Annotated in this window: 14 protein-coding genes; all 14 read right to left on the bottom strand. The window is 41.5% G+C overall.

The features are described from left to right. Window positions 1-21 precede the first annotated feature (21 nt). A complete protein-coding gene (locus tag CPRO_RS15160; protein ID WP_157881615.1) occupies window positions 22-186 on the bottom strand; it encodes a hypothetical protein in 165 nt (54 codons plus the stop codon). 18 nt (window positions 187-204) lie between these two features. Continuing rightward, window positions 205-495: a 50S ribosomal protein L27 gene (gene rpmA / locus CPRO_RS02005; protein WP_066047280.1), complete on the bottom strand. Its 291-nt coding sequence runs from the start codon at window positions 493-495 to the stop codon at window positions 205-207. A 3-nt stretch (window positions 496-498) separates the two neighbouring features. Then, the gene (locus CPRO_RS02000; RefSeq protein WP_066047277.1) at window positions 499-831 is read right to left on the bottom strand and encodes a ribosomal-processing cysteine protease Prp; all 333 of its coding nucleotides are present in this window, start codon (window positions 829-831) and stop codon (window positions 499-501) included. A 2-nt stretch (window positions 832-833) separates the two neighbouring features. Then, window positions 834-1,139, bottom strand: coding sequence for a 50S ribosomal protein L21 (rplU, locus tag CPRO_RS01995; protein WP_066047275.1), 306 nt, complete (start codon window positions 1,137-1,139; stop codon window positions 834-836). Between the two features lie 128 nt (window positions 1,140-1,267). Further along, the gene (locus tag CPRO_RS01990) at window positions 1,268-4,039 is read right to left on the bottom strand and encodes a tetratricopeptide repeat protein (protein WP_066047271.1); all 2,772 of its coding nucleotides are present in this window, start codon (window positions 4,037-4,039) and stop codon (window positions 1,268-1,270) included. 14 nt (window positions 4,040-4,053) lie between these two features. Beyond that, window positions 4,054-4,671: a RecX family transcriptional regulator gene (locus tag CPRO_RS01985; protein WP_066047268.1), complete on the bottom strand. Its 618-nt coding sequence runs from the start codon at window positions 4,669-4,671 to the stop codon at window positions 4,054-4,056. Window positions 4,672-4,944: 273 nt separating this feature from the next. Beyond that, window positions 4,945-6,096: a recombinase RecA gene (gene recA / locus CPRO_RS01980; protein WP_066047265.1), complete on the bottom strand. Its 1,152-nt coding sequence runs from the start codon at window positions 6,094-6,096 to the stop codon at window positions 4,945-4,947. 42 nt (window positions 6,097-6,138) lie between these two features. Then, window positions 6,139-7,017, bottom strand: coding sequence for a DMT family transporter (locus CPRO_RS01975; RefSeq protein ID WP_066047262.1), 879 nt, complete (start codon window positions 7,015-7,017; stop codon window positions 6,139-6,141). Further along, window positions 7,007-8,248 carry a competence/damage-inducible protein A gene (locus CPRO_RS01970; protein ID WP_066047259.1) on the bottom strand — a complete coding sequence of 414 codons (1,242 nt, stop codon included), beginning with the start codon at window positions 8,246-8,248 and terminating at the stop codon, window positions 7,007-7,009. Before CPRO_RS01970 ends, CPRO_RS01975 begins: the two co-directional genes overlap by 11 nt. Before the next feature lie 118 nt (window positions 8,249-8,366). Further along, a complete protein-coding gene (locus tag CPRO_RS01965) occupies window positions 8,367-8,603 on the bottom strand; it encodes a hypothetical protein (RefSeq protein WP_143148991.1) in 237 nt (78 codons plus the stop codon). 93 nt (window positions 8,604-8,696) lie between these two features. Then, a complete protein-coding gene (pgsA, locus tag CPRO_RS01960) occupies window positions 8,697-9,230 on the bottom strand; it encodes a CDP-diacylglycerol--glycerol-3-phosphate 3-phosphatidyltransferase (protein WP_066053594.1) in 534 nt (177 codons plus the stop codon). After that, the gene (rimO, locus tag CPRO_RS01955; RefSeq protein ID WP_066047253.1) at window positions 9,214-10,572 is read right to left on the bottom strand and encodes a 30S ribosomal protein S12 methylthiotransferase RimO; all 1,359 of its coding nucleotides are present in this window, start codon (window positions 10,570-10,572) and stop codon (window positions 9,214-9,216) included. The genes pgsA and rimO overlap by 17 nt, the downstream gene beginning before the upstream one ends. A gap of 16 nt (window positions 10,573-10,588) precedes the next feature. Next, the gene (locus CPRO_RS01950; RefSeq protein WP_066047249.1) at window positions 10,589-11,446 is read right to left on the bottom strand and encodes a bifunctional 5,10-methylenetetrahydrofolate dehydrogenase/5,10-methenyltetrahydrofolate cyclohydrolase; all 858 of its coding nucleotides are present in this window, start codon (window positions 11,444-11,446) and stop codon (window positions 10,589-10,591) included. A 12-nt stretch (window positions 11,447-11,458) separates the two neighbouring features. Continuing rightward, window positions 11,459-13,129, bottom strand: a complete 1,671-nt coding sequence (locus CPRO_RS01945) for a formate--tetrahydrofolate ligase (RefSeq protein ID WP_066047246.1) — start codon at window positions 13,127-13,129, stop codon at window positions 11,459-11,461. Window positions 13,130-13,132 lie beyond the last annotated feature (3 nt).

The raw sequence follows: 13,132 nt of genomic DNA, 5'->3' as shown, positions 1-13,132 counted from the left end.
TCATAAATACTAAAATATTTATCAGTAGGAGTTTTTACGATTATTAATTTTACGAAAAGGAATGCCTGCAAAGGCAGCTCTCGGTTCACTAAAAATTTTATTCTCTTCCATTACCTTACAAGCTTCACCTTTTTCCCAAAAAGCAATTATTTTGCTTTTCACGAAAAAAGCTTCAAATGGTATCATTTGAAGCCTTCGCAATTCTTATTCAGCGATTTCGATAGGATAAACAGAAACCTGTTTCTTATCTCTGCCTTTTCTTTCATACTTCACACGGCCATCAACCAAGGCAAATAAAGTGTCATTGCCACCTTTGCCAACGTTTGTACCGGGGTGAATCTTTGTGCCTCTTTGTGTGTATAAGATATTACCAGCCAAAACAAACTGACCATCTGCACGTTTTGCGCCAAGTCTTTTTGCATTAGAGTCACGACCGTTCTTTGTGGAACCGCCGCCCTTATGATGCGCGAAGAACTGAAGGTTTAATCTGAACATCACTTACACCTCCTTATCAATCAAAGTAAAATACCGTTTATATTCCGTTTCTATTGCTGACAAACCCATCTCCAACGTTTGCAATAAAAGCTGGGTATCATGGTCTGCCATACCCTCTAAAGGGAAAAGGACTTTGAGAAAACCGCCGTTTTTTTCATCCGCTTCACAGCGAAATGGAATTTCCGTAAATTGCTCAATGGCATTTATGGTATTCAACGTCAATACAGATACAGCGGAACAGACAATGTCCCTGCCGCTTTTGGCGTACTCTGCATGTCCGGTTAGCTCAACTCCGCAGATTTTTCCGTCTTTACGATAAATAATAGCTCTTATCATAATTAGATAGATTTGATCTGTAATTTTGTGAAAGGCTGTCTATGGCCTCTTTTTTTGTGAAAGCCTTTTTTGGATTTGTACTTATAAATAATAACCTTTTTCTCCTTGCCATCACCAATTACAGAAGCTGTAACAGCAGCACCGTCAACATAAGGAGCACCTACTTTAACGTCACCGTCTTTTGCCAAAACAAGAACCTTGTCGAATGTAAAATCCTGACCAGCCTCAACGCCTAACTTTTCAACTGTGATGACATCACCTTCAGCTACCTTATACTGCTTACCACCTGTTTCAATAATTGCGTACATATGAACACCTCCTCGCAATTTACTCGCCGAATTCGGTAATCAAAGCCTTTCTTCGATTTTAAAACCTCTTCGTGCGGCTGAACATACTTCATAATAGTATCACAGCAAAAAAACCATGTCAATAAAAACTATTCTAATTCATGCCCATTTTTTACGGAAAAATAAGCTTTGCTGTCGCCACTTTTCCACAAAAGCTCACGCAAAAGCTGAATGCCCTCTTTTGTTATGCATTTTTTACCATTTAAATTTTCTCTATAGGCCAATTTCAACGCTTCCAAAGCTTTTTCTTCAATTCCTGCCAATGCATAGAGCCTGCCAACCTTATCACAAACCTTACCAAAACTTTCTGTTGTTATTCCATTTTTCCCTGCCAAAAGTAAAACATGATCCAGCATTGTCTCCCCTTCTTTAATGTTCCCAATTTGAATATGGAGGCTTGCAACCCGCAAAAGCAGTTTGCTGAATCTTTCTGTTTCCCCCTCACGATTTCTGATTGACACAGCCAATACATAATAAAGCTCCATGGCTTCCTTATGTCTTTCAAAGGCAATCAAAATTTTGCCGATTTTTATAATACGATTGTCTCTTGAGGAACACTCGGGCAAATTCAGCTCTTTATAAAGCTGATTCCACGAATGATAAAATCCCAAAGCCGTTGTCATCTCGCCTTTTTTGTAGAAATAATCCCCAATATGACCTAGTACACGGCAATTCTCCCATGAGTGGGTATCACCGTATTCTGCAATAAATTCTTTGGCATTCACAAATTTTTGCAATGCTTTTTCTTCGTCCCCATACAGCATAAGTACCTCTCCCAATCGTATACAAGTCCTTGCATAATACGTAGGATCAGCATACTTTTCAGCTAGAGTATACCAATAAATCGAATCATTTTTTTGACCAAGGCGCTGATACATTTCCCCCAAGGAAAACACTGCGAATGCCATTTTCCCATTTTCCAAATTTCCTTTGACTCTGCTTTTTTCACAAAGCTGTGTCATAAAAGCAATTGCTTCTTCAAGGCTTTTCCGCTCACTGTCCCGCATACGCCTTCTCACCGGCCTATTTATTGAGATACAGCTATTTTTTCCTGCTCCATATATTTCTTTTAGTTGCAGATACCTTTCATTGGGCATTAATCCACTTTGAATCAGTTTCTCTTTTGCCTTAATTGCATATTCCTTTGCCTTTTCTTTATCCCCTAGCCTGAAACAGCAGTTTCCCATTGCCAAAAGGGTACATGCGGCAATTCTTTGCTCCTCAGATGTTTCCTCAAAATTCATATCATTGCGCTCTTTGTAAAGCTGTAATGCATAACTACAATCACCCCTGCAAAAGCAAATTTCCGCAAAAACCTCCAACGTCTCAATATAAATTGGATTGTCTCCATCCAGAGTCTCCCGTTGCAGTCTTAGGGCTTCCTCTAAATATTTTCCAGCTGTAGCCAAATCACCTGATTTTTGATAAGCGATTCCTAAATTTTTAAGCACTTCACCATATTCGGAATGCCGTCTCCCCAGAGCATCTCTTGCAACTTTCTCCATCTCCAGGCAAATTAACACTGCTTTCGTATATTCTTCCTGTTTCTGACGAACTTGCACAAGGGCATTCATCAGTGAAATTACAGGTTTTTTATTTGCACAGGAAAGAGTGTTTCTTATTCTTAGTGCATTTTCATATAGAAATGCCGCCGCTTCATAAGAACCATGATGCTCAAATATACAAGCAAATTCAAACCATAGCTGTGCCAGAATCCATTGATTTTCGGAAGAATCTTTTTCCAAAATATCAAGAGCCTGTTTATAATAGCAAAGCGCCTGCATGCAGTCTTCCATTTTCGCCATGATTTGTCCCATTTGTACATAGCTTTTTACACTTATGTTTTTATGCTGTGTTTCAAAAGCTTCTCTTAATGAGAAAGCCTTTTTTCCCATTTCCAAAGCTTTTAAAAACTCTTTCATTCCACAATAATCTAGCGCTATTTTATCTAGAAAATCAATATACAGTAAGTGATTTTGCCCGAATTTCCTCTCAATGATCTCCATTCCAGTAGTATGTAGCTGAAAGGATTTTTTAAATTGACCGTCCTTATAGCATAAATCAGCCAGATAACTCAAATGATTCACATAATCTAAATGACCTTGCTGAAACACTTGTCTGTGCACCTCAACGGCACGCTCACAATATTCCACGGCAAGGCCTGTAAGTTCCGCCTTTTCACAAACAAAGGCCAGGGCCATGGCATTGTTTAGATAGGCTAGGTTGCGGTTACCCAGCTTTTTTTCCATTATATCCAAAGCAACCTCATAGTTGTAAATTGCCTTTTTATAATTCCCCGTTTTATCATAACAGCGCGCCATAGAGGAATGAATATCCGCCAGATCCATTATTTGCAAGTAACGGCAATCCAAACTTCTCTCCAACGCCCGACCATGGCTTTCCAGAGCCTTTTCATACTCCTTCAGGCTTTCATAACAATTCCCTAAATTGTACAAAGTATGAATATAGTCCTTATGATTTTGTCCCAACTTACGCCCTCGCACTTTTAGAACCTGCATATGGGTATTCAAAGCCTCTTCGTGTCTATCCAAATTGCTGTAGACAATGGCTAAATTGTTTAATGTATCAGCATATCCCCGAGATTCACCTCTATGTGCTTTCTTTAGTTCCGCTCCTCGGCCATAATATTCCGCCGCTTTCTCATAGAAACCCAGCTCGTCAAAAATAACGGCAACATTATGAAAGTCCTCTCCCAAATCAGACTGGGTGTCATCTCCGTTTTTTTTAGAAAGCTCCAATAAATGTTCCCCAAGAAACAACGCCCTTTTATAATCACCTTCTTTATATGACTCCACCAAGTTTTTTCGCAGCTCTCTTATCTCAGCAATATAAGACTTCATGATCCACACCCTGCCTATTGTTGATTCATTTCTTCAAAAGCATCCTTTATCACTCCATAGGAGTAACCTTTCCGTTGCAAAAAACCATATAATTGCTTCTTTTTTTTCTCATCAGGCGGCCACTGACCTCTTGTTTTTTTCTCCAGCCATTTCACCGCATCTTTTGTTTCACAAAAATCCGTTTGCTCTATGACTTCTTCGCAAATTTCCTCAGAGATTCCCCTCTGGATTAGCTCCATGCGCAATGCGTAAGCCCCTCTTGGACTTAAATGCAGGCGATCCTTTATATATCGATTGGCATACTCTCTATCATCGGTATAATGATACTTATTCAGAAAAATCATCACTTCTTCAATGATTTCTTCCGAAAAATCACTTTCCATGAGCTTTTGCCTTACTTCCTTTTCTGTGCGCAACTTGTACCCGATAAAATGTAATGCCTTGTTCTGGGCCTGAATATAAATCAGGCTTCTCTGAATAAAGGCTACCGTTTTTTCGGGTATCTCCCTACCTTCTTTAATATGGAAATATTCCATATCCCCTAAAGAGAGGGCAAAAACATATTCTCCGTCAATAAAAATATTGTATTTAGAGGTATCTCTTTTCTGGGGTATAATTTTTGTCACAAGCATAGGATTTTTCTCCTTATTTCTTCATTATAACACAATTTTTTTCCTTTCACTATCACAATTCAGCATAAAATGATTTCAGTTTTCGACAGTCCACTCTCCTAAAGAGTATTAATTCATCAGGCTTACCCCTATTCATCCATATAAAAAGCCCGGTTGCATGGAAAAGGCTCTACCTTGCAATACGGGCTTTTACATTTTTTTGTTACCTTCCAAAGATGCAATATTGAAATCCCAATTTTGAAAGTTCCTTTAGATATTTTATAATAAATTCAATTACTCCAAATCTAATTCTTCAATTCCAGATTCATTTTCTGCCGTGTCAAAAACACCTTGCACTTCCAGTGTCTTTCCATCCGTTAGATTTCCATCTAGCCCCTGTCCAGACGTTTCCGCCATAGAAAACAGACCGTAATGCTCCCTCACTGCATTTTCAACCTCAAGGCAGATATCTTCATGCTCTTGCAAAAATTGCTTTGCATTCTCCCTGCCTTGACCAATTCTTGTTTCCTTATAGGAGAACCAAGAACCGCTTTTGTTAATAATGCTTACCTCAGAAGCTAAATCCAAAATGTCTCCATACTTGGAAATACCCTGCCCGTATATAATATCAAACTCTGCCGTTTTAAATGGTGGAGCCACTTTGTTTTTTGCTACCTTAACCTTAACTCTGTTTCCTATCAGCTCTGTTCCTTGTTTCAGCACATCCGCCTTTCTGATGTCGATACGAACAGAGGCATAAAATTTAAGGGCACGACCACCTGTAGTTGTTTCAGGGCTGCCATAAATAACGCCGATTTTCTCTCTCAACTGGTTAATAAACACTACGGTACATTTAGATTTATTCGTAATACCCGTCAACTTTCTTAACGCCTGGCTCATCAATCTGGCCTGGAGACCCACATGGGATTCGCCCATTTCACCTTCAATTTCTGCCTTAGGAACCAATGCCGCAACGGAATCCACAATGACAATATCAATGGCGCCACAGCGAACCATGGTTTCTGCAATCTCTAAAGCCTGCTCACCGTTATCAGGCTGGGAGATATACAATTCATCAATATTAACGCCCAGAGCCTTTGCATAAACAGGGTCCATGGCATGTTCGGCATCAATATAACCGGCAATGCCTCCTCTTTTTTGCACCTCTGCAACCATATGAAGGGCAACGGTTGTTTTACCGGAAGATTCAGGGCCATAAATTTCTATAATTCTGCCCTTTGGTATGCCACCAACACCTAAGGCTACATCCAAGCTTAAAGAACCGGTAGGCGTTACCTCCACATTCATCTGGCGACTGCTGTCACCCAGCTTCATCACGGCACCCTTGCCAAATTGTTTTTCAATATAACCCAACGCCGCAGACAGCGCCTTATCCTTATCCTCAAATCTGATGTCATCTTTTTTTGAATCATCTTTTTTTGCCAATTGACCTTCACCCTCCCTAATAAACGAACTAATGTTCTTATATTAACTTATTTTCTCCTCTGTGTCAACTGTTTTTCCTAATGGTTTTTCTGCCAAAAGCATTGCCGCAAAAATAATTCCGCACCCTAAGACGCCACGCCATCCCATTCTCTCACCGTAAAACAAAATGGATATGATTGCGGCAAAGATAGACTCAGAAGTAATAATAATTGCGGTTTTATTGGCTGAGGTATATTTTTGCCCCACAGACTGCAACACAAAATAGATTGCTGTACAAAAGATACCTACATTTAAATAACTTGCTACAGCAAGTCCGTTAAGAGACGGCATGTCCATTCCCGTCATAGCTGTAATCACAAAAGATATTATTGTAACAACTAAATGCTCCACCAAAGCAATGTTCACAGAATCACACTCCAGAACGGCTTTTCCCATAAAAGCCATCTGCATGGAAAAGGCAACCGCCGCTCCAAAGGACAAAACAGCACCAATATCCAATTTAAAATCCTCTGTTACCGAAAGAAGTGCCACACCAAACAATGTTAAAAAGGCTGCCAAAAACCCGCTTGGCAAGGGCTTTTGCCGAAAAGCCACCCAACAGATAAAAGGAACAATAGCAGCCTGGGTGTTACATAAAAAAGCGTTGACAGATGGCGTTGTATATTGAAGCCCCACTGTCAAAAGCACAAAGGTTGCCGCCAGCAGCACACCTAAAATACCGCCCATCTTCCATTCTTTCTTGGTAATCTGAAAATATCTCTTAAAATAAATCAAGCTTAAGCAAACCGTTGCAATTATAAATCTGCCTAACATTACCTGATATGGCGTGTAGCCCCAATCCAAAAGATATTTTACACCAATGAAGCCCCCACCGCCAAGTATGGCGGCAATCAGAAGCATCCAATCCCCTTTATTTCTCATATTGCAATTTTCTCCGCAACCAATCCAAAGCTTGGAAGGTTGCCCGCTCTCTGATTTTATTTCTATTCCCGGCGAAATGGAACCCTCTGGCTTCAACGGCTCCATTGTTGTAAATACCGATATAAACCAAACCCACAGGCTTCTCATCTGTTCCGCCATCCGGCCCTGCCACGCCTGTGGTAGCAATGCCAATTGTTGAGCCTGAGGTTCTGGCAATGCCCTCCGCCATTTCTTTTGCAGTTTCTTCACTGACGGCGCCGAACTTCTCTAAGGTTTGGGCAGAGACACCTAAACGCTTCATTTTTGCATCATTGGTGTAGGTTACACATCCCTCCAAAAACACTTCTGATATACCGGGAAAGCGTACCAATTGGGAAGAAATCTCCCCGCCTGTACAAGATTCCGCAACGGCGATGGTTTTTTTCTGGGCTAACAAAAGCTTGGCAACCTCTGTTTCCATATTTGTTTCGCCTTCAGCATAAACAGATTTCCCAAGACGCTCCTTTAATGCCACCGCAACAGGGTCAATTAATCGGTTTGCTTCCTCTTCATCCTTTGCCTTAGCAGTAATGCGCAAAAGCGCTTCCCCCTCCTTGGCATAGGGAGCAATGGTAGGGTTTGTTTGTGCATCAATCAAATCCTTTACCATTTCCTCCATGGCACTTTCTCCAACACTAGCTACTCGCAAGATTCTGGAAATAAAGGTAAATTCCTGCTTATTTGCCAGATAAGGCTTCGCTTGATTTTCAAACATAGGCACTACCTCTTTTGGTGGGCCGGGTAGCATAATAATAATTTTTCCATCCTTTTCTATGATAATGCCCGGTGCGGTACCGTTGGCGTTGTACATAACGACGCTATTATGTTCAGGAACAAATGCCTGTTTTTTATTGTTTTCTGTCATTGTTCTGCCAATACGGTCAAAAAAAACCTGAATCTGCGCCAGTGCCTTCTCATCCAAAATAAGGGGCTCCCCAAAGTACTTCGCCGCTGTTTCCTTTGTCAGGTCATCCTCTGTGGGGCCTAGGCCGCCGGTGGTTATCACCAAATCTGCTCTGGAAAAAGCGTGATAGAGGGTTTCTTCCAATCTTTTTGGGTTATCCCCCACCACAGTTTGATAATACACCTCAATCCCCAGTGCCGCCAGCTCCTTGGCTAAGTATTGCGCATTGGTATTTAAAATATCTCCAAGCAGTAGTTCTGTGCCTACTGCCAAAATTTCTGCCTTCATGTTACGCCTCCTTATCTTATGTTTGAACATTCTGTTCTTATTGTATTCTTTTTATAAGGAATTTCCAAGTCTTTTTGAAAAGAAAAAAAGAGCAATCCTGCTCTTTTGACGGTGTCGACTAAGTTGCCACCCTTTGAAAAAAGCTCAGTTTCTTCAAGCTTTTTTCAAGTATGTAAAGGAAAAACAGATGAGTTCTGCGACCAAAAGGTCTTAAACTCACTGTTTTCCTCGTATGGGCAAAGCCCATTCTGCGGATTTTATTGGGGAAACGCTCCGTTTCCCAAACCTTTCCGCTACAAAAGCGACTCTTTCGAAAAGCAAGTCTGCTCTTTTCATACTTCCATAACATACTCACATGTTTACCCCCATAATATCGGGTAATATAAAGTTTTTGGCCTTGCTTTTTACAAAAAAGCAAGTAGGTTTGGGCGACGCCCAAGGTCTGTAATCATCCCTTTAAAACCTGCTTGTTTTTTATAATGTAATCCGCCCCAGATAAGATAGTGAAAAATACCGCTAAACCAACCAAAAGCTTTTCAATGATAGAAATACCCGGAAAAGGTAAATTCAACAATACCACAATAATCATAATCATTTGCACTGTGGTTTTTACCTTTCCCCACCAGCTTGCCGCCATGACAATTTTAGCCTCCATGGCAAGGGTGCGAAAGCCTGTAATGGCAAACTCCCGGGCTAAAATAATAATAACTACCCAACTCGCCAAATCTCCCAACTGAACCATGGAAACAAGGGCTGCCATTACCAAAAGCTTATCCGCCAAGGGATCCATAAATTTACCGAAATTACTAACCAAATTCCATTTTCTCGCAAGGTATCCGTCCAAAAAATCCGTTAGAGAGGCAACAATAAAAATTGCAACGGCAATATAACGATTCAAAGGCGCAGGCACCAAAAACAGTACCAATAGGAATACGGGAATTAAAATAACCCGAAGCATTGTCAGTTTATTCGGCAGATTCATCTGCATAAATTACATCTCCCATCAAATCATAGTCTCCGGCTTCTCGGATTCTTGCTGTTACAAAATCTCCGGAATACAGTTCCTCTTCGGCGGTTAAAAACACCAATCCGTCAATATCCGGTGCGTCTCTGCGGGTTCTTCCGCAATAAATATTTTCTTCGGGCAGTTTGCCCTCCACTAAAACCTGTACTACCTTACCAACTTCCTTTTCACAGAGGGAAGCGGCAATATTTTTTTGAATATCCATTATGGTTTCTTTTCTGACTTCTTTCAAATCCTCATCAATTTGATTCTCCATAATTGCTGCCGCCGTACTCTCCTCCTGAGAGTAGGAGAATACACCTAAACGGTCAAAACGCATTTCTTCCACAAAATCAACCAAGTCTTGAAATTCCTCTTCTGTTTCACCAGGGAATCCCACAATCAGTGTCGTACGAATGGCAATATCGGGCATCGCCCCACGCAATGCCGCTACCTTTTCTTTGATTAAAGCTTGGTTACTTTTTCTTCCCATGCGCTTTAACACAGCGTCGTTCCCATGCTGAATGGGCATATCAATATAATGACAGATTTTTTCATTTCTAGCCATTTCATCAATGGTTTCTTGGGTTAACGTTTCTGGATAACAGTATAACAGACGAATCCATTCAATACCATCAACCTTTGATAATTCCTCCAACAAGGCATGAAGTTTGGGCTCACCATATAAATCTCTGCCATAAATGGAGGTATCCTGTGCAACAATGACCAATTCCTTCACACCATTATCCGCCAATACCTTTGCTTCCTCCACAAGGCTTTCCATGGTACGGCTTCTGTGTTTTCCTCTAAGCTTAGGAATAACACAATAGGTGCAATGGTTATCACAGCCCTCAGAGATTTTTAAATATGCAAAATATGGGGCAGTAGAAAGAATCCGCAACTTTCCATTGGTATCTTCCATGGGACGGTCAATATCTTCTAAATATTTCTCCCCCATTTTACCCTTCAAAATATCCGCCGCCACCTCCGCCACGGATTCGTAAGCCGCTGTACCAATGACTGCATCCACCTCAGGCAGTTCATCAAAAAACTCCTTCTCATAGCGCTGACCCAAACAACCGGCTACGATTAAGCCTTTGCATTTGCCTGTTTTTTTATACTCCGCCATCTCCAGAATGGTTTCAATACTTTCGTCTAGGGCATCCTTAATAAAACAGCATGTGTTTATCACGATGATATCTGCCTCTGCTTCATCGGCAATGGTCTGAAAGCCATTTTGCGCCAATATTCCCAGCATAACCTCGCTGTCTACTCTGTTTTTGTCACACCCTAAAGAAGTGAATGCTACGGTTCCTTTCATGTTTACCTCCCTAAATTTACATCAAGTTGTTCTGCATTTTTGCAGCTACAAGACAGTTCTTCATAAGCATTGCAATGGTCATGGGCCCTACGCCTCCCGGCACAGGAGTGATTGCCCCTGCAATCTCTTTCACGGCTTCAAAATCCACATCACCGCAAAGCTTACCTGCCTCATTGCGGTTCATGCCTACGTCAATCACAATGGCACCTGCTTTTACCATTTCTGCCGTAACGGTATTTACCTTTCCCGTGGCACTAACGATAATGTCCGCCCCCCGGCAAACCTCCGCCAGATTACGGGTTTTTGAATGGCAAATAGTCACCGTTCCGTTCTCCTGCATTAACAGCATAGCCACAGGCTTCCCAACGATATTGCTTCTTCCGATAATCACACAATTCTGTCCTTGAATGGTATGCCCACTGCGCTTAATTAACTCAATAATACCTGCGGGTGTACAAGGCAAAAATCCCTTGCCCCCTGAATGCAATAGACCCACGTTCATAGGATGAAAGCAATCCACATCCTTTTTGGCATCAATGGCAAGAATTACTTTTTCCTCGTTGATTTGCTTCGGCAAAGGCATTTGCACCAAAATACCATGAACGGTCTCATCAGCGTTTAACTGTGCCACAAGGCGGAGCAGTTCCTCCTCCGATGTTTCTCCTCCTAATTCATAGGATACAGAGCGAATACCCACTGCCTCACATGCCTTTTTTTTATTATTCACATAAACCTGAGAAGCGGAATCGTTTCCCACCAAAACAACGGCAAGGCAAGGATTCACACCCTGCGCCTTAATTTGAGCCGCTTCTTTCGCCGCTTCCTCTTTGATTTGTGCCGAAATCAACTTGCCATCAATCAATTGTGCTGTCATCATTACAACTCCTTAGAATAATCCCACGATGTTTCCATCTTCATCAATATCAATATCCAAAGCCGCAGGTCTCTTTGGCAAGCCTGGCATTGTCATAATATCTCCAAGCATTGCAACGATAAAGCCTGCCCCTGCTGAAATTCTCAATTCTTTCACATTTACCTCAAATCCCTCAGGACGTCCCAAAAGCTTAGGGTCGTCAGATAGGGAGTATTGTGTTTTTGCAATACAAACAGGGAAATGTCCAAAGCCCAACTGTTCTATTTGAGCCAGAGTCTTTTTCGCTGCTGCTGAGAAGTTGACATTTCCTGCACCGTAAATTTCTTTACAAACACAATTTATTTTTTCCTGAATGGTTAAATTGTCATCATATAAGGTATGGAAATTATTTTCCTTCGTTTCTATGGTCTCTAGTACCTTTTCTGCCAGAGTACGGCCACCTTCACCGCCTTCTGCCCAAACCCTTGCAATGGCAAAAGTAGCACCCATGGCTTCACAGCTTGCCTTCACAAAGGCAACCTCCGCCTCAGTATCTGCCACAAAATGGTTCAAAGTAACCACAACAGGAACACCAAATTTCTGTATATTTTCAATATGCTTTTCTAAATTTACAAAACCTTTTTTCAAAGCATCTAAATTTTCATTGCTCAAATCTGCTTTGGCAACACCACCATTATATTTCATTGCACGGATTGTTGCAACCAAAACAACGGCATCAGGACGAATGCCGGCCTTACGGCACTTAATATCAAAAAACTTCTCTGCCCCCAAATCCGCACCAAAACCTGCTTCCGTGACCACATAATCTGCCATTTTCAAGCCTAATTTTGTGGCACGCACACTGTTACAGCCATGGGCAATATTTGCAAAAGGGCCGCCGTGAATCATTGCAGGCGTATGCTCCAAAGTCTGTACTAAGTTAGGCTGAAGGGCATCCTTCAATAAAACAGTCATTGCACCATCAGCACCGATTTGCTTTGCCGTTACAGGCTCATCATTGTAAGTATAGCCAATAATAATTTTCCCCAACATCTCTTTTAAATGCTTTAAATCGTTTGCCAAGCAGAAAATCGCCATAATCTCGGAAGCAACGGTAATTTGGAAGCCGTCCTCACGGGGTACGCCGTTTACCTTGCCGCCCAAGCCTGAAATGATGCTTCTCAACTGTCTATCATTTAGATCAACTACTCTTTTCCAAGTGATTCTTCTAGTGTCAATATTCAAATCATTTCCTTGTTGAATATGGTTATCCACCATTGACGCCAAAAGGTTATTTGCTGTAGTAATGGCATGCAAATCTCCAGTAAAATGCAGGTTGATTTCCTCCATAGGAACAACCTGCGCATATCCGCCACCGGCTGCTCCCCCTTTTACACCCATGCAAGGGCCAAGGGATGGTTCTCTTAAACAAGTAATGGCATTTTTGCCCAACTTCTGTAATGCCTGTGTTAAGCCAATGGTCACTGTAGTTTTCCCCTCACCTGCAGGGGTAGGATTTACAGCAGTTACCAAAATCAGCTTCCCGTTAGGGTTGTTTTTTATTTGATTATAGTATTTGTCGCTGATTTTCCCTTTGTACCTTCCATAGCATTCCACAAATTCCTCGGGAATCCCTGCTTTTGCGGCAATCGCAGTAATCGGCTCCATTTTGCACTCCTGTGCAATCTGCAAATCTGTTTTCATGAT

Source organism: Anaerotignum propionicum DSM 1682 (genome assembly GCF_001561955.1).
Lineage (GTDB): Bacteria > Bacillota > Clostridia > Lachnospirales > Anaerotignaceae > Chakrabartyella > Chakrabartyella propionicum.
The sequence above is the reverse complement of the archived record's forward strand: the minus strand, read 5'-3'. Positions and strand labels throughout refer to the sequence as shown.

Bases quoted from the DNA above. Each gene is read 5' to 3' on its own strand.
- CPRO_RS15160 (WP_157881615.1), bottom strand. From the start codon at position 186: ATGATACCATTTGAAGCTTTTTTCGTGAAAAGCAAAATAATTGCTTTT.
- rpmA (WP_066047280.1), bottom strand. From the start codon at position 495: ATGTTCAGATTAAACCTTCAGTTCTTCGCGCATCATAAGGGCGGCGGT.
- CPRO_RS02000 (WP_066047277.1), bottom strand. From the start codon at position 831: ATGATAAGAGCTATTATTTATCGTAAAGACGGAAAAATCTGCGGAGTT.
- rplU (WP_066047275.1), bottom strand. From the start codon at position 1,139: ATGTACGCAATTATTGAAACAGGTGGTAAGCAGTATAAGGTAGCTGAA.
- CPRO_RS01990 (WP_066047271.1), bottom strand. From the start codon at position 4,039: ATGAAGTCTTATATTGCTGAGATAAGAGAGCTGCGAAAAAACTTGGTG.
- CPRO_RS01985 (WP_066047268.1), bottom strand. From the start codon at position 4,671: ATGCTTGTGACAAAAATTATACCCCAGAAAAGAGATACCTCTAAATAC.
- CPRO_RS01975 (WP_066047262.1), bottom strand. From the start codon at position 7,017: ATGAGAAATAAAGGGGATTGGATGCTTCTGATTGCCGCCATACTTGGC.
- CPRO_RS01970 (WP_066047259.1), bottom strand. From the start codon at position 8,248: ATGAAGGCAGAAATTTTGGCAGTAGGCACAGAACTACTGCTTGGAGAT.
- pgsA (WP_066053594.1), bottom strand. From the start codon at position 9,230: ATGAATCTGCCGAATAAACTGACAATGCTTCGGGTTATTTTAATTCCC.
- rimO (WP_066047253.1), bottom strand. From the start codon at position 10,572: ATGAAAGGAACCGTAGCATTCACTTCTTTAGGGTGTGACAAAAACAGA.
- CPRO_RS01950 (WP_066047249.1), bottom strand. From the start codon at position 11,446: ATGACAGCACAATTGATTGATGGCAAGTTGATTTCGGCACAAATCAAA.
- CPRO_RS01945 (WP_066047246.1), bottom strand. From the start codon at position 13,129: ATGAAAACAGATTTGCAGATTGCACAGGAGTGCAAAATGGAGCCGATT.